Source organism: Micromonospora fluostatini (assembly GCF_050410825.1).
GTDB classification, from domain to species: Bacteria; Actinomycetota; Actinomycetes; order Mycobacteriales; family Micromonosporaceae; genus Micromonospora; species Micromonospora rosaria.
Genome location: NZ_CP191251.1, coordinates 7,062,418 through 7,080,998 on the forward strand (window position 1 = coordinate 7,062,418; position 18,581 = coordinate 7,080,998).

The 18,581-nt window shown below is 74.9% G+C and carries 13 protein-coding genes; 10 read left to right on the forward strand and 3 right to left on the reverse strand.

The window, feature by feature from the left end; translation table 11 throughout:
* Nucleotides 1–70 precede the first annotated feature (70 nt).
* From ACQUFX_RS31610 to ACQUFX_RS31620, 3 genes are all read left to right on the forward strand, one after another.
* Nucleotides 71–1,390, forward strand: a complete 1,320-nt coding sequence (locus ACQUFX_RS31610) for an aminotransferase family protein (protein ID WP_428963785.1) — start codon at nucleotides 71–73, stop codon at nucleotides 1,388–1,390.
* A 16-nt stretch (nucleotides 1,391–1,406) separates the two neighbouring features.
* Nucleotides 1,407–2,453 (forward strand): polysaccharide deacetylase family protein, encoded by a 1,047-nt coding sequence (locus tag ACQUFX_RS31615; RefSeq protein ID WP_428963786.1) that lies wholly within the window; start codon nucleotides 1,407–1,409, stop codon nucleotides 2,451–2,453.
* An 89-nt stretch (nucleotides 2,454–2,542) separates the two neighbouring features.
* Nucleotides 2,543–3,364 (forward strand): phytanoyl-CoA dioxygenase family protein, encoded by an 822-nt coding sequence (locus tag ACQUFX_RS31620; RefSeq protein WP_428963787.1) that lies wholly within the window; start codon nucleotides 2,543–2,545, stop codon nucleotides 3,362–3,364.
* 404 nt (nucleotides 3,365–3,768) lie between these two features.
* Here ACQUFX_RS31620 and ACQUFX_RS31625 read toward each other — a convergent pair whose 3' ends face one another.
* Complete coding sequence (locus ACQUFX_RS31625; RefSeq protein WP_428963788.1) at nucleotides 3,769–4,890, reverse strand: beta-L-arabinofuranosidase domain-containing protein; 1,122 nt, start codon at nucleotides 4,888–4,890, stop codon at nucleotides 3,769–3,771.
* Nucleotides 4,891–5,048: 158 nt separating this feature from the next.
* Between ACQUFX_RS31625 and ACQUFX_RS31630 the strand changes: the two genes are divergently transcribed.
* The gene (locus ACQUFX_RS31630; RefSeq protein WP_428963789.1) at nucleotides 5,049–6,254 is read left to right on the forward strand and encodes a glycosyltransferase family 2 protein; all 1,206 of its coding nucleotides are present in this window, start codon (nucleotides 5,049–5,051) and stop codon (nucleotides 6,252–6,254) included.
* Nucleotides 6,255–6,358: 104 nt separating this feature from the next.
* Here the strand turns inward: ACQUFX_RS31630 and ACQUFX_RS31635 are convergent, their stop codons facing one another.
* Entirely contained in the window at nucleotides 6,359–7,189 is an 831-nt protein-coding gene (locus ACQUFX_RS31635; RefSeq protein WP_428963790.1) for a glycosyltransferase family 8 protein, read from the reverse strand.
* Nucleotides 7,190–7,269: 80 nt separating this feature from the next.
* On the reverse strand, nucleotides 7,270–8,196 hold the full coding sequence (locus ACQUFX_RS31640; RefSeq protein ID WP_428963791.1) for an aminoglycoside phosphotransferase family protein: 927 nt from the start codon (nucleotides 8,194–8,196) through the stop codon (nucleotides 7,270–7,272).
* 398 nt (nucleotides 8,197–8,594) lie between these two features.
* Between ACQUFX_RS31640 and ACQUFX_RS31645 the strand changes: the two genes are divergently transcribed.
* From ACQUFX_RS31645 to ACQUFX_RS31670, 6 genes are all read left to right on the forward strand, one after another.
* Nucleotides 8,595–10,553 carry a GTP-binding protein gene (locus ACQUFX_RS31645; RefSeq protein ID WP_428963792.1) on the forward strand — a complete coding sequence of 653 codons (1,959 nt, stop codon included), beginning with the start codon at nucleotides 8,595–8,597 and terminating at the stop codon, nucleotides 10,551–10,553.
* A gap of 33 nt (nucleotides 10,554–10,586) precedes the next feature.
* Nucleotides 10,587–12,527 carry an ABC transporter ATP-binding protein gene (locus ACQUFX_RS31650; RefSeq protein WP_428963793.1) on the forward strand — a complete coding sequence of 647 codons (1,941 nt, stop codon included), beginning with the start codon at nucleotides 10,587–10,589 and terminating at the stop codon, nucleotides 12,525–12,527.
* Nucleotides 12,524–14,308 carry an ABC transporter ATP-binding protein gene (locus ACQUFX_RS31655; protein WP_428963794.1) on the forward strand — a complete coding sequence of 595 codons (1,785 nt, stop codon included), beginning with the start codon at nucleotides 12,524–12,526 and terminating at the stop codon, nucleotides 14,306–14,308. Before ACQUFX_RS31650 ends, ACQUFX_RS31655 begins: the two co-directional genes overlap by 4 nt.
* 77 nt (nucleotides 14,309–14,385) lie before the next feature.
* On the forward strand, nucleotides 14,386–16,686 hold the full coding sequence (locus ACQUFX_RS31660) for a polysaccharide deacetylase family protein (protein WP_428963795.1): 2,301 nt from the start codon (nucleotides 14,386–14,388) through the stop codon (nucleotides 16,684–16,686).
* Nucleotides 16,683–17,813 (forward strand): glycosyltransferase family 2 protein, encoded by a 1,131-nt coding sequence (locus ACQUFX_RS31665; RefSeq protein WP_428963796.1) that lies wholly within the window; start codon nucleotides 16,683–16,685, stop codon nucleotides 17,811–17,813. Before ACQUFX_RS31660 ends, ACQUFX_RS31665 begins: the two co-directional genes overlap by 4 nt.
* Nucleotides 17,737–18,573: a glycosyltransferase family 2 protein gene (locus tag ACQUFX_RS31670; RefSeq protein WP_428963797.1), complete on the forward strand. Its 837-nt coding sequence runs from the start codon at nucleotides 17,737–17,739 to the stop codon at nucleotides 18,571–18,573. Before ACQUFX_RS31665 ends, ACQUFX_RS31670 begins: the two co-directional genes overlap by 77 nt.
* Nucleotides 18,574–18,581: the final 8 nt, after the last annotated feature.

Here is an 18,581-nt window from a genome sequence, read left to right on the forward strand (position 1 = left end):
ACCCGCCCCGCCGCCGGCCGTCCTGGCGCATCCCGCGGCCCCGGCCGACACCCCCACGAAGGAGCAGGAGATGGGCCCCATCGACGCGGCAGTCGCCGCTGCCCGGTACGCCGACCCGGACGTGGTCCGCGAACGCGACCGGCGACACGTCTGGCACACCTGGACCCCGGTCGGCGCCGACCGGTCCGCCGCGATGTTCACCCACGCCAGCGGGTACCGGGTGTGGGACATCGACGGCCGGGAGTACATCGAGGGATCGGCGCTGAACTCGACCTGCGGGTACGCCCATCCGGAGGTGACCCGCGCGGTCGCCGAGCAGGCCGGCCGGCTGCACCACGTGGACGTCTCGCTGACCAGCCACGACCTGGCCGGCGCGCTGGCCGAGCGGATCGCCTCGTACCTGCCCGCGCCGCTGACCCGGACGCTCTTCGTCAACAGCGGGTCGGAGGGGTTCGACGCGGCCGTGCTGATGGCCGTGGGCCACGCCGCGCACCAGGGCCGGCCACGGTCCCGCATCGTCGCCTTCGCCCGGGGGTACCAGGGCGCCACGGTGCTCGCCCGGAGCCTGTCCGACCTGCCCCGGTGTCGGCACCCGATGACCGCGCCGCTGCCGGTGACCCTGGTCGACCTGCCGCTGCCGCCCCGGGACCTGCGCCGGCCGGAGGCGCTGCCGGTGCTGCTCGACGCCTTCGAGCGGGCCATCGGGGCCGATCCGGCCGATCCACCGGCCGCCGTCGTGGTGGAGCCGTTCCTCAACGTCGGCGGCGGGGTCGTGCTGCCGCCGGGTTTCCTGGCGGGGCTGCGCGCGCTCTGCGACGCGACCGGCACCCTGCTCGTCGTCGACGAGGTCTTCACCGCGTACGGGCGGGCCGGCGCGATGTTCGCCTGCGCCCGGGACGGGGTCGCCCCCGACGTGGTGGTCTCCAGCAAGGGGCTGGCCGGCGGGTACGTGCCGATCGCCGCGGTGACCGCCGGTGAGCACGTCTACGAGGGGTTCGCCGCCGACCCGGTCATCGGCGGCCTGCGGTACGGCCACACCACCTCCGGGCACGCGGTGGCCTGCGCGGCGGCGCTCGCCACGCTCGACGTGCTGGAGAAGGAGAACCTGGTCGAGCGGGCCGAGTGGCTCGGCGGGCGGATGGCCGCCCGGGTGGCGCACCTGGCCGGCACCGGTGAGGTCGTCGACGTGCGCCGGCTGGGACTGGTGGTGGTGCTGGAGATGACCACCGAGGACGCCGCGCTCGCGGTGCTGGCCCGGGCCCGCGCCAACGGGCTGCTGCTGCGCCGGCAGGGGGCGGCGGTGCTGGCGGTCCCGCCGCTGGTCATCGACGACGCGGGCGCCGACGCGCTGGTGGACCGGCTGCTGGCCGCGCTGCCCGGACCGGCCTGAGAGGGAGGAGACCGACATGTTGTACTCGGGAGTCGCCTGGGGCGCCGACGGTTACACGGTCGACGTCCTGGACGAGGCCGGCCGACCCGCCCGCCCCACCGCCCGCTTCGGCCGGGGCCGGATCGACGACCTGGTCCGGCACCTCGGGGCCACCGGCGATGCCCAGGTCACCGTCGTGGACAGCACGAACGGCATCCTCGACGGCCGGCTGATGGCCGCCGGCCTGACCGTGTACCGGGCCGACCCGCCGGTGCTGCCGCCCCGGCCGGCGTTCGGCTCGGTGCCCGCGACCGAGCTGGCCCGCGCCGCGCAGCGGGACCTGGCCGCGCTGACCCGCCTCGACCCGCGCCGGGGCACCCAGACCGGGCGCGAGCACGACCTGGAGACGGGCATCGCGGCGAGCGCCGACGCGCTCGGCGCGCTCACCGCCGCCGGGCGGGTGCTCAGCCACGGTGACCGCGACCGGCCGGAGGTCGCCCTGACCTTCGACGACGGTCCGCAGCCGCCGTACACCGGCCGGGTCCTCGACGTGCTGGAACGCTACGGCGTGCCGGCGACCTTCTTCTGCGTCGGGTTGCACGCCGGGGGCCACCCCGACGAGCTGGCCCGGATGCGGGAACAGGGGCACGAGCTGGGCAACCACACCTGGTCGCACCCGTTCCTGCCGGAGCTGACCCGCGCGCAGCTCGTGGCGCAGGTCGAGCGGACCGCCGAGGCCGTCGAGCGGGCCGGCGGCAGCGTACCCACGCTGTTCCGGCCGCCGTACGGGTCACGGACCCCGCAGGTGATGCGCTGGCTGTCCGAGCTGGAGCCCCGGGTGGTGCTCTGGGACGTGGAGCCGTTCGACTGGGCGATGCCCGGCGCGGAGACCATCGCCCGGATCGTGCTCGACCAGACCCGCCCCGGCTCGGTGATCCTGCTGCACGACGGCGGCGGCGACCGGTCGCAGACCGTCGACGCGCTGCCGGCCGTCATCGAGGGCCTGCTCGGCCGGGGGTACCGCTTCGTGCCCGCCGGCCGGCTCGCCACCCCGACCCCTTCCGCGACCACGTCGGCCCGCTGACCCGTCCGGCGCCGGCTGCACCGATCCCTGACGAGCACCGGCGCGGGCCGCCCGTCCGCGCCGGTCACGACGAGAGCGGAGACACCACCATGGCCCTTCGCGCCCTGACCCCGGACGCGCCCGCCCGCACCGGCCCCGCGCCGCTGTCCACCGCGCAGGTCGAGCAGTTCCACCGGGACGGGTTCCTGGTCCTGCCCGGCTTCCTCCCCGACGACCTGGTCACCCGGCTGCGGCCCGAGGTGGACCGCTGGGTGGACGAGGGCCTGCGGGCCCGCTCCATCGCCTGCGCCGTCGACCCGGCCGCCAACGGCCTGCCGCCCGTGCTGGAGCTGGAACTGCCCGCGCACGGCGCGCTCATCGCGCACCCGCCGCTGCTGGAGCTCCTGGCCCGGCTGATGGGGCCGTCTTTCGTCTTCCACCACCTGCACAGCGACCGGCAGGAGCCGGACCGGCCGGGCAAGCCGTGGCACCACGACTACGAGCAGCACCCGCAAACCGACCGGACGTTCACCATGATCCACACGCTGCACTACCTGGACGGGCTCACCGAGGACACCGCCTCGCTGGTGGTGCTGCCCGGCTCGCACCGGGAGGTGGCCGCGAAGGACGCCCGCGCCGGCCGGGGCACCGACCCGCTCCCCGGCGAGCTGGTGCTGGACCGGCTGCCCGTCGGCTCCACCGTGGTCCTGCACTCCGCGCTCTTCCACGCCCGGCGGGCGCTGCCCGAGGGGCGGGGCACCCACCGGTACTTCCTCGACTCGTCGTACTGTCAGACGGGCCGGCGCTGGCCACCCGTGAAGCCGTACTGGCGGTACGCCCTCCAGCGGGCCCGGGACCTGCGGCTGGACGGCGGCCGGTGGCCGGAGCTCTTCGCCGAGCGGCACTTCACCGAGTACGAGGGGCCCGCCTGAGCCGGGTGTCAGGTCGTGGTGACCGGTCGGGGGTCGTGACCGGACGCTTCCGAATCTCTGGAACCCACCGGTCACCGCTTGTTTAGGAGTGCTCCCCCGGGGAGACAAGCATCGACGGAAGTGGTTCCGTCCGGGGGAGAGACATCGGTATGGTCACCTGGTGCGTCAGTCGGATGCTCATCCACCCCTACCTTGCCGTCACGCTTCTCGTCTCCGCCGCCTCGGCCCGGAGACGACCACGGGGAGCGACGCCGGCCACGGTGGGGGTTGCGGTCGCCGCCTGCGCCAGTTCGGACATCGACTGGCCGTGACGGCCACCGGGCCAGCAACCGGCGGCCCGTCCACCGCAGCGATCAGCTACGGCGGACGGGCCGCCCGCCTGAGAGCAGGGGAATCCGGGTCGGTCAGGGCCCGCCCGGGGTGGTGGCCGCTCGGCGGAGCCGGACGTCGGCGGCGTGTTCCAGGACGGCGTCGGCGAGGAACTTCGCCGCCCAGTTGGGGAAGGCGAGCGGCTCGAAGCCGCCGCTGAGCGGCCAGGAGCCGGCGAGCGCGCCGACCGTCGCCGGCTCCAGCGGCTGGCGTACCTGGAGCTGCGCCAACCGGTCGAGCACCGCGCCGCAGCGCTCCCGTAGCGTCTCGTCGCCGGTGCGCCGGGCCACGTCCAGCCAGATCGTGACGAGCTGGGCGTCGCCGGTGAGGCAGGCGTAGCCGACCAGCGGGGTGAAGCCGGGGCCGATCTCGCCGGGCAGCAGCGGGTGCAGGTCGGTACGGAGCGCGGCCAGGCGCACCGCGCAGGCCACCGCCGCGTCGACGCCGCGCCGTGCCGGCTCGGGCAGCTCCGTGGCGACCAGGTCCGCGCAGCGGAGCAGGCCGCGCAGCGCGTACCCGATGGTGTGCGTCCAGGCGGTGTGGTCGGCGCTGAACGCCATCGCGTCGATCCAGCCGTCCGGCCGGACCTGGTCGAGCAGCCAGTCCAGCGAGCGGCGGACCCCCGCGAGGTACGCCGGCTCCCCGGTGGCCCGCCACAGCTCGGCCAGCGCCCAGGTGACCCGGGACGAGTACGTGTTGGGGGTGTCGAAGTGGGACAGCCAGGCGCCGGTCGGCTGCTGGGCGGCGAGCAGCCAGTCCCCGGCCCCGACCGCCGTGTCCAGCAGCGGCTGCTCGCCGGTGGCCCGCCAGAGCGCCAGCAGGCCGAGCAGGATCTGACCGGTGTCGAAGACCACCGGCGGGCCGTCAACGCCCGTCCCGCCCGGGAAGCTCCCGTCCGGGCGTTGCAGGTCGAGCAGCCACTCGCCGATCTCCGCCGCCCGGTCGGCGAGTTCCGGCCGGTCCAGGGCGGTGGCCCCGCGCAGCAGGGTGGGGATCAGGTAGCCGCTGGTCTCCGGGTACGTCGGCTGCCAGCCGGTACGCAGGTCGTAGCCGGCTGAGACGCCCCGGCGGCCGGTGGCGTCGTGGGCGGCGCAGACCCAGGTCAGGGCGTCGTTGAGGACGTCGCGGTACGCCAGCGGGGCGCGTTCGTGGGACATGGTGACCGGCCTCCCGACTCTCGCGTGGCACCACGGGCCGGTGGGGTCCGGCCTCCCGACCAGCCTACGGCGGCCCGCCGCCGTCAGCCACGCGAACGAGGCACAAGTGTTGCCAGGATGTTGTCTGATTGCGCCATGATTTGCCAAGGGTTACCGTGGTGGGTGACGACGACGGTGAGGTGGTCATGAACGAGCTGAAGTGCAGTGTGGTCATCCCGTACCGGCAGCGGCTGCGCAACGTGAACATCGCGCTCGCCTCGCTCGCCGAGCAGACCATGGACCGCAGCGAGTTCGAGGTGGTCGTCGGCGCGCTCGAACACTGCTCCGAGTACGCGGCCGCCGCCCGCGCCCACGCCGACCGGCTGAACCTGGTCACCGTCATGCGCGACGGCGAGTGGAACCCCAGCCGCGCCCGCAACCTCGCGCTGCGCCACGCGACCGGCCGGGTCGTCGTCCTCCTCGACGCCGACATGGCCGCCCCGGCGGACTTCCTGGAGCACCTCTACCAGCGGTACTTCGCGCACGGGCAGCGGGTCTGCGTGGTCGGCCAGATGGCCGGCTACGACGAGATCATGGAGAAGGACCTGGGCGCGGTCGAGGTGCCGCCGTGGGCGCACTACCGGGACGTCCTCGCCGGGCTGGACACCGACGGCGAGCCCCCGCTCGACCGGCGCTGGACCGGCCGGTACGCCCCGGCGACCGTCCGGTTCCCGTGGGCCTTCGCGCGGACCGCCGTGATGGCGCTGCCCCGTTCCCTGGTCACCGAGCACGGGCTCTGGTTCGACGAGGGGTTCCAGGGGTGGGGCGCCGAGGACCAGGAGTGGGCGTTCCGGATCCACCGCACCGGTACCCCGATCCTGATGTGCCGGGACGTCTTCGCGCTGCACGTGCCGCACCCGCGCGACGCCCGCGCGGAGGAGCGCTCGGCGCAGGCCAACCGGCGCTACTACATCGGCAAGTGGCCCCGGCTCGACCTGGAGATGGCCTACGCGTACGGCTGGTTCGAGACCGCCGAACTCTACGACGACCTGCGCCGGCAGGTCGCCGGGGCGGCCGGCGACGGCCGGACGCTCGGGGTGGTCCGGGGCACCGCCGACGGCCGGACCCTGCTGGTCGTCGGGGCGGCGCTGGACGCGACCGCGCACACCCCGGCACCCGAGGTGGCCGCGCTCTTCGACCCCGGCGCCCGGCTGCGGGCGTTGCCGCTGGTCGGGGTCGGCCTGCCGGACGACGACGGCAGCGTCGACGAGTGCCGCCTCCTGCCCGCCGTGCGCCGGCTGGACCCGGTCCACCGGGAGACCATCCGACGGGAGGCGGAGCGGGTCGCGGCCACCGTCGTCGAGGTCGAACCCGCCGTCGCCTGACCGCGACCGCCGACGACGCGGACCGGGGAACGACGCGGACCGGGGCGGGGGACGGTCCCGGAAGGAACCGTCCCCCGCCCCGGTGTGTGCGGTGCGGTGCCGCGTCAGCGGGCCACCGCGAAGGCGTACTCCTCGTAGAGGCGGCGCAGCGGGTTGTCCGGGAAGGCGTCGTGCCACGGCTTCGCCTCGCCGATGTAGTGCACGATGCCCTCGGGCCGGGTCAGGTAGTCCATCCGGCCGTTGCCGAAGATCCCGTGCACCGAGTGCTCGATGAGCTTGTTCCACTTCTCCGGGAACGGCGTCCACCGGCCGGCGAAGACGTGGTTGAGGACGTCCTGGTCGATGTTGGGCAGGTCCCGGCCGTAGGTGCGGTGCAGCTCGGCCGCCCGCTCGGTGGCCCGCTCGGCCCGCCACCGGTCCATGTCGATCAGCAGCACGCCGGAGTTGAAGTGCCCCGGCGGCAGCGCGCCGGTCTGGTGCTGCTGGGCCCGGCCGCCGGAGAAGGTGAGCGAGCGCGCCGGGCCCACCTCGTTCAGCCCGGCGCCGACCGCGTTGCCCTTCAGGTCCTCGGCGAGCAGCTCGGTCAGGTCGTCGAGGACCAGGGTGTCGGCGTCGAGGTAGACGACCCGGGGGATGCCCGCCGGGATCACCGTGCCGATGTGCAGCCGGCCCAGGGCCGCGTCGGTCCACCACTTGCGGCGCACCTCCATCACCAGCGGGTCGGCCACCGTGTGCAGTTCGACCTCGCCCTCGGCGGCCAGCCCGTCGGTGACCAGCTTCCGGCCGTCGTCGGTCAGGCCCGAGTCGATGACGTGGAAGACCAGGCGGGTGCCGTCGTCGCGCAGGTTCCGGCGTACGGAGTGGCCGGTGACGACGGCCGGGCGGGCGTACCGCTCGTCGATTGCGAAGACCACGTGGACGTCCTGTCGGCGCATGAGTCGCTCCTGTCGTTCGGGCGCAGGGCGCACCGGGCCGCCCGTGGTGGGGGCGCGGCGCGGCCTGCGCGACGGTGGGCTCAGGGGTGTTGCTGGTGGTCGGCGACGATCTCGTCGAGCCGACGCCGGGCGGCGACGCCCCGGACCGGGTCGGTCAGCTCCTCGGGGCCGGGCAGGATGCCGGTCAGCCCCCAGGCGCGCCCCCGGGTCCAGGTCGCGTCGTCGACCCCGAGCGCGGCCCGGAACACCTGCCGGCTCGGCGCGTCGAAGAAGGTCCAGGCGGCGATCAGGTCACAGGCCGGGTCGCCGACCGCGACCGTGCCGAAGTCGATGACCGCGCCGAGCCGGCCGTCGCGCATCAGCATGTTCGCCGGGTCGGGGTCGCCGTGGATCCAGACCGGCGGGCCGGGCCAGGCGGGGGCGGCGACCGCCGTCTCGTACACCTCGGTCAACGCGGCGGTGTCGGCCAGGCCGGCCAGGGCCGCGATCCGCTCCCGGACCCGGGACTCCACCACCGGTGAGTCCCGCCGGTCGGCCAGCGGGACGCCACGGAACCCGTTGCTGGCCTCCGGTGGCGGGCCTCCGTCGGCGGGCACGGACTGCAACGCGGTCAGGAACCCGGCCAGCTCGACCGCCGTGCGGTGCGGGTCGGCGATCCGGTCGAGGTCGGCGTCCTCGCCCTCCAGCCAGCGGTAGACCGACCAGGGAAAGGGGTACCCCTCGCCGGGACCGCCCCGGGCGACCGGCGCCGGGATCGGCAGCGGCAGGTGCGGGGCGAGGTACGGCAGCCACCGCTGCTCCCGCTCCACCTGCCCCACCCAGCGGGGCAACCGGGGCAGCCGGACCGAGAGCGTGTCGCCCAGCCGGTAGGTGGCGTTGTCCACCCCGGACTTCGCGACCGGCTCGACGGGCAGGTCCGCCCAGTGCGGGAACTGGGTGGCGACCAGCCGGCGGACGAGCGGGGCGTCGACGGGCACCTCGCCCGGACGCAGCGCGGGAGTGGACACGCGGCGGACCTCCTCACGGTCGGGTGCCGGTCGGGTGGGCCGGGACGGCGTCGACGGCCCCGACCGGCATCGTCGCCTCACCCTCGACGGTAGGAGGGCACCCGGGCGCTGTCAAAAGGAGAGGCAACATTAGTGCCAACTGGTGACCAGCATTGGCAACGGGTTTGAACAGGTGAAACGCCCGTCACGGCAGCTCCTGGTGGGCCGGTGGGGCCGGTCGCTGGGGCAACAGATCGGGAGATCGGGATACGCATTGCCCGGGTGCCCGGCGGTTTGGTCTACTGAGGTGGACCGGCCATCGTCGATATGCCGGGTGTCCATCCGAGGAGAGGCCATGCCGCAGGCGTTCCTGTTCCGCCAGTACGCGACAGCCCCCGCCGGAGAGGACAGCACGCCCGATGAGCACGCTCAACCTCGGCATCCTCGCGCACGTCGACGCCGGTAAGACCAGCCTGACCGAACGGCTGCTGCACACCGTGGGCGTCATCGACGAACCGGGCAGCGTGGACGCCGGAGACACCCGTACCGACTCGCTGGAGCTGGAACGCCGGCGGGGCATCACGATCCGGTCGGCGGTGGTGTCGTTCACCGTCCACGACCGGACCGTCAACCTGATCGACACACCCGGGCACCCGGACTTCATCGCCGAGGTGGAACGGGCGCTGGGCGTCCTGGACGCCGCCGTGCTGGTGGTCTCCGCCGTGGAGGGGGTGCAGGCGCAGACCCGGGTGCTGTGGCGCACCCTGCACCGGCTGCGGGTGCCCACCCTGCTCTTCGTCAACAAGATCGACCGCGCCGGGGCCCGCTGCCCGCAGGTGCTGGCCGAGATCGCCGACCGGCTCACCCCGGCGGTGCTGCCGATGGGCGCGGTGACCGGCGCGGGCAGCGCCGCCGCCGGGTACCACCCGTACGGGCCCGCCGACCGGGCCTTCGTCGCACGCCTGGCCGAACTGGTCGCCGAGCACGACGACACGCTGCTGGCCGCGTACGTCGCCGACGAGCACGGCATCGGGTACGCCCGGATGCGCCGGGCGCTGACCGCCCAGACCGGGCAGGGCCGGGTGCACCCCGTCCTGTTCGGCTCGGCGATCACCGGAGCCGGGGTCGCCGACCTGGTCGACGGCCTCGCCGAGCTGCTGCCCCTCCCGGCGCGCCGGGAGACCGGACCGGCCGCCGGCACGATCTTCAAGATCGAACGGACCGCGTCCGGGGAACGGATCGCCTACCTGCGGATGGTCGCCGGCACGGTCCGGGCCCGGGACCGGCTGCGGCTGCGCCGGGACGGGCGCAGCCGGCCGGCCGGTCGGATCACCGGGCTCGGCGTGGTCGAGGGGAGCACCCTGACCCCGCGCCCCGTCGTCCGGGCCGGGGAGATCGGGGTGCTGCGGGGGCTGACCGACGTGCGGGTCGGCGACCGCGTCGGCACCGGTCCGGCCGGCGACGGCCCCCGGTTCCCCCCGCCGACCCTGGAGACCGTCGTCGTCCCGGTCGACCCGGCGCAGCGGGGCGCCCTGCACGCCGCGCTGACCCGGCTGGCCGAGCAGGACCCGCTGATCGGCCTGCACCACGACGACCTCGCGGGGGAACTCTCCCTCGCGCTCTACGGCGAGGTGCAGCAGGAGGTGCTGGCGGCCACCCTCGCCGAGGAGGCCGGGATCGCGGTGACCTTCCGGGACAGCGCCACCATCCACGTGGAACGCCTCGCCGGCACCGGCGCGGCGGTCGAGATCGTGCACACCCCGTCGAACCCGTTCGTCGGCACCGTCGGCCTGCGGATCGCACCCGGGGCCGTGGGCAGCGGCCTCCGCTTCCGGCTCGGGGTCGAGCCGGGCTCGATGCCGCCGGCCTACCTGCGGGCCGTCGAGGAGGCCGTCCGGGACACCCTGCGGCAGGGGCTGCACGGGTGGCAGGTGGTCGACTGCACGGTCACGGTGACCCACTCCGGGTACGTCAGCATGATCAGTACCGCCCGGGACTTCCGGCTGCTCACGCCGCTGGTGCTGATGGACGCGCTGCGTCGGGCCGGGACGGTGGTCCACGAGCCGGTGCACCGGTTCCGGCTGGAGCTGCCGGCCGACGCGGTGGGCCCGGTGCTGCCCGTCCTGGCCCGGCTGCGGGCGACGCCCGGCGCCCCGGTACCCGACCGGGGGTCCTGGGTCGTGACGGGAGAGCTTCCGGCGGCCGAGGCGCACGGCCTGTACCAGCAGTTGCCCGGCCTGACCCGGGGTGAGGGGGTGCTGGAGACGACCTTCGCGGGGTACCGCCCGGCTCCGCCACCGGCCCCGTACCGGCCCCGGGTCGACCACAATCCGCTCAACCGCAAGGAGTACCTGCTCCATGTCGTACGACGGGTGTGAGGCGGCGGCTGCCGCCGGGGCGGGAGGCCGGCGGTGAGCGGTACCGGACGGTTCGCCGGGGTGGCCGGCGCGGCGCGGGCCCGGTGGCACATCGCCCGGCTGATCCCGCGCGCCGGCTGGCCGCTGGCGGCCGGCGGGCTCGTCCTCAACGTGCTGCTGGGACTGCTGCCGGTGGTGTTCCTGGTCGCGACCAGCGTGCTGCTCGGCCGGGTCCCGGCGGCGCTGCGGGACGGGCTGGACTCGCCCGCCTGGGACCGGCTGGTGGAGATGCTGCTGCTGGCCGCCGTGGTGATGGTCGCCCAGCAGGTGCTGACCCCGGCCCAGGCCGCGCTGGGCGAACTGGTCACCCGGCGGGTCGACGGGCACGTCGTCGACCGGCTGATGGCCGCCTCGCTGGCCCATCCCGGCCTGGCCGCCGTGGAGGACCAGGCCGTCCGGGACGACCTCGCCGTCGCGGGGCGCGAGCTGGAGCACGGGTACCAGAGCCCGGGGCGGGCCTGCGCCGGCCTGCTCACCCTGGTCGCCCGGTACGTCCAGCTCGCCGGCTGCGTCCTGGCGGTCGGGGTGGCCCTCTCCTGGCCGGCCGCGTGCGCGGTGGCCGCCGTGACGGTGCTGTTCCGGCAGGCCCAGCGGGGCGGCCTGCGCCGGTACTCGGCGGTGTTCCGCCGGCTGGCCCCGCTGCGGCGGGAGAGCAACCAGCTCCGTGACCTGGCCACCGGGCGGCACGCCGGCAAGGAGATCCGGGTGTACGGGCTGACCGGTTGGCTCGCCGACCGGTACCAGGACCGGTACCTGGGCTGGATGCGTCCGGTGTGGGCGGAGCGCCGCCGGGTCTACCTGAAGCCGTTCCTCTGGCTGGCCCTGGCCGGTCTGCTGGTCACCGGTACCGTGCTCGCCGGCCTGGCCGCGAGCGTCGGCCCGCCGGACCTGGCCCGGTTCGCCCTGGTCACCCAGGTGGTGCTGGCGGCGGTACGGCTCGGCGACCACTACCCGGAGGCCGACGACCAGACCCAGTTCGGGATGAACGCCTTCGACGCCGTCCGGGCCGTGGAGGCGAAGGCCGCCGGGCACCGCGACCTGCCCACCGCGACCCCCGCACCGACGTCGGCCGGGCCGGTCCCCGGTGCCGTACGGGACCGGCCGCCGCAGCCGGCGGGCGGGCCGGTGGGCGGGCCGGTGGGGGAGATCCGCTTCGACCAGGTCACCTTCCGGTACCCGGGCACCGACCGGACGGTCCTGGACGGGCTGGACCTGACCCTGCCGGCCGGCCGGTGCACGGCCCTGGTCGGGCTCAACGGAGCGGGCAAGACGACGCTGGTCAAGCTCCTCGCCCGGCTCTACGACCCGACCTGCGGGGCGGTCCGGGTGGACGGGGTGGACCTGCGCGACCTCCCGGTCGAGGAGTGGCGGCGTCGGCTCGGCATCACCTTCCAGGACTACCTGCGCTACGACGCGACGGCGGCGGACAACATCGGCTTCGGGGCGGTGGAGCACCTCGACGACGAGGCGGGGATCCTCGACGCCGCCCGCCGGGCCGGGGTGGCCGACACGCTGCGCGCCCTCCCCGCCGGGTTGGGCACCGTGCTCACCCCGGAGCTGGCCGGCGGGGTCGACCTCTCCGGAGGGCAGTGGCAGCGGGTGGCCATCGCCCGGTCCCTGTTCGCGCTGCGGCACGGCGCGTCGGTGCTGGTCCTGGACGAGCCCACGGCGAGCCTCGACGTCCGGGCGGAGGCCCGCTTCTACGACGAGTTCGTCCAGCTCACCCGGGGAGTGACCACAGTGCTGATCTCACACCGGTTCGCCACCGTGCGCCGGGCCGACCACATCGTCGTGCTGGCCGACGGTCGGGTGCTGGAACAGGGCTCGCACCCGGACCTGCTCCGCCGCGACGGCCGGTACGCGCAGCTCTTCCGGTACCAGGCGGCGCGCTTCACCGGTGACGACCGCCCGCCGACCAGCCGGGTGCCGGCATGAGGCAGACGCTGGCGAGCTGCCGGGACCTGCTGGGCATCGCCTGGCGGCAGCACCGGGGCCGGACGGTCACCGCCGTCCTGCTCATGCTCGGCGGGGCGGTCGCCGCGCCGCTGGGCGCCCTGGCGCTGCGCGGGGGCACGGACGCGGTGGTGGCCGGGCGGACCGGCACGGCCGCGCTGGCCGGGCTGCTGGTCGCGGTCTGCGCGATCGCCGCGCTGACCTTCGGCCACTTCGCGCACATCGCCTACTACGAGCTGTCCGAGCTGAGCGTGCTGGACCTGGACCGGCAGCTCATCGAGCTGGCCAACGGCACCGGCGGGACCGGGCACCACGAGCGGCCGGAGTTCGTCGACGCGCTGACCGTGGTCCGGCAGGACGTGCAGCGGTTCACCACCGCGTTGCAGTCGCTGCTGTCGCTGGCCGGGCTGGCGCTGGCGATGGGGCTGACCACCGTGCTGCTGGCCCGGCTCGACCCGTGGCTGCTCCTGCTGCTCCCGCTGGCCGTCCCGCCGCTGCTGGCCGGTCGCCGCGCCGAGGAGGTGCTGGACCGGGCGAAACTGGCCACCGCCGAGCGGTCGCGGGTGGCGATGGGGCTGTTCCGGCTCACCGCCGACCCCGCGCCCGGCAAGGAACTGCGGGTGTTCCGGCTCCGCGACGAGGTGCTGCGCCGGCACCGGACGATCTGGGCCGAGGTGACCGGCCGGCTGTGGCGGGCCCACCTGCACGGTACGGCGCTGCGCGCCGGCGGCCAGGTGCTCTTCGCCGTCGGGTACCTGGGCGGGCTGCTGCTGGTGGTCCGGGAGGCGGCGGCCGGCCGGCGCACGGTCGGCGACGTGACCCTCGCCATCGCCCTCGCCGCGCAGGTCAGCCTCCAGGTCGCCACCGCCGTCACGCTGCTGACCGACCTGCACCGGATGAGCGGCACGCTGCGCCGGCTCGGTGAGCTGCGCCGGTCGGCGGACCCGGCCGACGGCCCCCCGCCGGACCGGCCCGTCCCGGACCGGCTGACCCGGGGTGTCGAGCTGGTCGGGGTGTCGTTCCGCTATCCCGGGGCGGACCGGCCGAGCCTGCGCGAGGTCGACCTGACGTTGCCGGCCGGGGCCACGGTGGCGGTGATCGGCGAGAACGGCGCGGGGAAGACGTCGCTGGTGAAGCTGCTGTGCGGGTTCCACCAGCCGGACCGGGGGCGGATCCTGGTGGACGGCACCGACCTGCGCCGGATCCCGCCGGGGCGGTGGCAGCGCCGCATCGCCGCCGGCTTCCAGGACTTCGTCCGGTTCGAGTTCACCGTCCGGGAGTCGGTCGGGGTGGGCGACCTGCCACGGATCGACTCCGCGCCGGGGGTGCTGGCCGCCCTGGACCGGGCCGGCGCCGCCGACCTGCCGGACCGGCTCGTCGCCGGGCTGGAGACCCGGCTCGGCGGCGGCCACCCGGACGGCACCGACCTGTCCGGCGGGCAGTGGCAGAAGCTGGCCCTGGGCCGGGCGTTCATGCGGGAGCAGCCGCTGCTCCAGATCCTCGACGAGCCGACGGCCGCCCTCGACCCGCAGGCCGAGCACGCCCTCTTCGAGCGGTACGCCGAGCAGGCCCGTCGGTCGGCGGGACGCGGCGGCGCGATCACCCTGCTGATCTCGCACCGGTTCTCCACCGCGCGGATGGCCGACCTGATCGTGGTGCTGGCCGACGGCGGGGTGGTCGAGGTCGGCGACCACGACACGCTGGTCGCCCGGGACGGCCTCTACGCGGAGCTGTACCGGCTCCAGGCCGCGGCGTACTCCTGACCGGCGGCCACCGGATCTCCTATTGCCAGATGTTGCCAACCCGGGCAACATGGGGTGGCGAGGGCGAGGAGTCGCATGTGGAGAAACCGACGTTCAGCATCGTGATCCCGTACCGCCAACGTCTGGCGGGGCTGCGGCGGGTGTTCGCCGCGCTGGCGGAACAGACCCTGGACCGCACCGAGTTCGAGGTGGTCGTCGGGGCGCTGGAGTACTGCCCCCGGTTCCTGGCCGCCTGCGCCGAGTTCGCCGACCGGCTGACCATCGTCTCGGTGCTCGCCACCGGGGAGTGGAACGTGTCCCGCGCCCGCAATCTCGCCCTGCGACAGGTTCGTGGCGAGATCACCGTGCTGCTCGACGCCGACATGGCGTTGCCGCCGACCGCGCTGCGCCGGCTGCGCGACCGCCACTTCGCCGCCGGGCAGCGGGCCTGCGTGCTCGGCCAGATGCACGGGTACGACGCCCGGGGCGGACTGGAGCAGCCCGACCTGCTCCCGTTCGCCGACTACCGCGCCACCCTGCGCGACCTGGAACGCCCCGACCGGACGCCGGACGACGTCCGGTGGCGGCTGCCCGAGACCCCGCTGGCCTGGACGCTGGTCTGGACCGGGCTGGTCGCGCTGCCCACCGCCGAGCTGCGCCGGCACGGCCTGTACTTCGACGAGGCGTTCCGGGGCTGGGGCTCGGAGGACCAGGAGTGGGGCCTGCGGGTCGCCGAGGCCGGCATCCCGATCGTGCGCGGCGACGAACTGGTCGGCATGCACCTGCCGCACGCCCGTGACCTCGCGGTCAACTACCGCGCGATGCGGCGGAACAAGCGGTACCTGCTCGCCAAGTGGTCCCGGCTCGACGTGGAGCTGTACCTCGCGGTCAACTTCACCGACGCGAACCGGGAGTACGCCGCCCTGGCCCGGGAGGTGACCGCGCTGGCCGGTCCCGGCCGGACCCTGGGCCTGGCCCGGGGCGCCGTCGCCGGGGTCGACGTGCTCCACCTCGGCGTGGTGCTGGACGCCACCGGCCGGGTGGCCGATCCCCGGCTGCGGGCCCGGTTCGACGGCGGTGCGCCGGCCGTGACCCTGCCCCTGCTCGGTCTCGCCCTGCCCTGGCCGGACGGGAGCGTGGCCGAGTGTCACCTGCTGCCGCCGGCCCTGGCGCTGACTCCCCGCTACCGGGACCTGGTCACCGGCGAGGCCGAGCGGGTGGCCCGCCGGGTGGTGCCGGCCGACCCGACCGGGCCGGTCCGCCCCGACCCGGCGGACCGGCACCGGGACGAGTCGGGCCGTCGCCCGGATCGGGAGGAGTCGGGCCGTCGCCCGGAACACCGGAAAGGACAGCAGATGCTCTACTCGGGAATTTCCTGGGACAAGGCCGGCTTCGAGGTCGAGGTGGTCGACGCGGCCGGCGCGACGGTGCGCCCCGCGACCCGGTTCCCCGCCCGCCGGGCCGGGGAGATCGCCGCCCACCTGCGCGGGCTCGGTCAGCCGGTGGCGACCGTCATCGACAGCACCAACGGCCTGCTCGACGGGGGGCTGACCGCCGCCGGGATCGAGGTGTACCGGGCCGACCCGCCGGTGCTGCCCGCCCGGCCCCCGTTCGGCTCGGTGCCCGCCGGTGAGCTGGCCCGCGCCGCCCACCGCGACCTCACCCGGCTGACCAGGCTGGACCTCGCCGACGGGACGCTGGGCGGGCGCGGCGACGACCTCAACGCCGGGTTCGCGGCGAGCGCCGACACGGTGGCCGAGCTGACCGCCGCCGGCCGCTGCCTGACCCACGGACCCCGGGACCGCCCGGACATCGCGCTCACCTTCGACGACGGGCCGCTGCCGCCGTACACCGGGCAGGTCCTCGACATCCTGGACCGGTACGGCGTGCGGGCGACCTTCTTCTGCGTCGGGCTGCTCGCCGACGCGTACCCGGAGACCGTGGCCGAGATCCGGCGACGCGGGCACCACCTGGGCAACCACACCTGGTCGCACCCGTTCCTGCCGGAGCTGAGCCGGGCGGAGGTCGTCGAGCAGGTGGAACGTACCGGCGAGGCGCTCGCCGCGGCCACCGGCGAGCCGCCGCCGACGCTGTTCCGCCCGCCGTACGGCGGACGCTCGCCGCAGGTGCTGACCGGCCTCGCCGAGCTGGGCCTGACCACCGTGCTCTGGGACGCCCTCGGTTGGGACTGGGCCCTGCCCGGTCAGGAGCACATCGCCCGTTCGGTGCTGGACGGGACGGGACCGGGCGGGGTGATCCTGCTGCACGACGGCGGCGGTGACCGCCGGCAGACCGTGGCGGCCCTACCGGCCGTCCTGGAGGGACTGCTCGCCCGGGACCTGCGCTTCGTCACCGTCGACGAGATGCTGGCCACCACATCCCCCCGGGAGGCACGATGACGGGAACCCCGAGCCGACGACCGCTGTGCAGCGTCGTCGTCCCCACCTACGACCGGATGGCGCTGCTGCGCCGCACCCTGGAGTCGCTGACCCGACAGGACCTCGGCGTCGACGCCTTCGAGGTGCTGGTGGTCGACGACGGCTCGACCGACGACACCCCGGCCGTGGCCCGGGAGTACGCCGACCGGCTGCGGCTGCGCTACTTCCAGCGGCCGGACGAGGGGTTCCGGGTGGCGGCGGCGCGCAACGTGGGCATCGCCCACGCCACCGGCGACGTCTGCGTCTTCGTCGACTCCGGGGTGCTGCTGCACTCCGGGGCGCTGCGGGCGCACCTGGCGTGTCACGCCGGAGCGACCCCGACCGCCGTCGTCGGGTACGTGTACTGCTTCAACCACAACAACGAGGACGCCGCGCAGATGCTGGCCACCCTCGACTTCGACGAGCCGGACGCGACCATCGCCCGGCTGATCCGGGAGGGTCGGTGGCTCGACGTCCGGGAGAGCTTCTACGACCAGTACACCGAGGCGATCCACGAGCTGCCCGCGCCGTGGCTGGTCTACTGGACCTGCAACACCTCCGCCCGCACCGACCAGCTCCGCCGGGTCGGCGGCTTCGACGAGGCGTTCCGGAGCTGGGGCGGGGAGGACATCGAGCTGGCGTACCGGCTGCACCTGGACGGGGCGCACTTCGTGGTGAGCCGGGACGCCGCCGCCATCCACCACCCGCACGAGAAGGGGCACGCGGAGAACAAGAAGTCCGGGGTCCGCAACTACCAGTACATCGCCCGGCGGTACGACACCCCGATCAGCCGGCTGCTGGAGCCGGACCCGCCGCTGGACTTCTACGGGCTGAACGCGCTGATCCGGGAGCGTGGCCTGCCCGACTGCGCCGACGTGCTGCGGCAGCGCCCCATTCCGGAGTGGCTCGGCTTCCTGCGTGACCGCCCGGCCGCCCCGCACCGCCCGGTCCTGACCGCACCCATCCACCGGCCGGTCCGCGACGGCCGGGCGACCGGAGAGGATCCGCATGCCGAACGGGACGATCGGGGTCGTGACGCTGACCCGGCACCGACCCCACCTGCTCCGCCGGGCCATGGCCTCGGTCCGCGCCCAGGACTTCCCCGGTGAGATCGAGCACGTGGTGGTCGTCGACGACGACCCCGACTCGGTACCGGTGGTCGAGGCGGCTCCGGTGCGGCCGGGGCTGCGCCGGGTCGCGCACCTGGTGTCCCGCGGTCCGGCCGAGCGCGACGAGCCGCCCGGCGACAAGCGGTACGTCTATCCCCGGCTGTCCCGGCTGTTCAACACCGGGGCCCGGCTCTCCACGGCGGACTGGATCGCCTTCCTCGACGACGACAACGAGTTCGAGCCGGATCACCTGAGCAGCCTGTACGCCTGTGCGCGGGGCGTCGGCGCGGAGGCGGTCCACTCCGGGCGGACGATCTGGTGCGCGGACGGCACGCCGTACACCGAGGAGGTCTGGCACACCGCGCCGAACCGCGGCGAGGGTGAGCGGATCTTCGAGTTGATGTGCGCCCGGGGGGTCCGGATCCGGGGCACCAACGTGCTGCTCGACCGGGCCGACCCGGTGCTTCCCGCCACGCTGCGGACCAGCACCGTCATGCAGCCGGAGGATCCGGTGCTGCTGGTCGACCAGAGCGTCTGGCTGATCCGCCGGGAGCTGCTGCTGCGGCTGCCGATCCCGGAGACGTTCACCGAGGACGACCACGCCAAGAACGCCGCCCCCGACGACAAGCTGCTGGAGGTGCTGCTGCGCGACGGGGTCCGGTTGCACACCACCGGCCGACCCACCGTCCGCTACTACCTCGGCGGGGTGTCGAACCACCACCGCCGGGACCCGACGACCACCGGCACCGCCCGGTCCTGACCGACGAC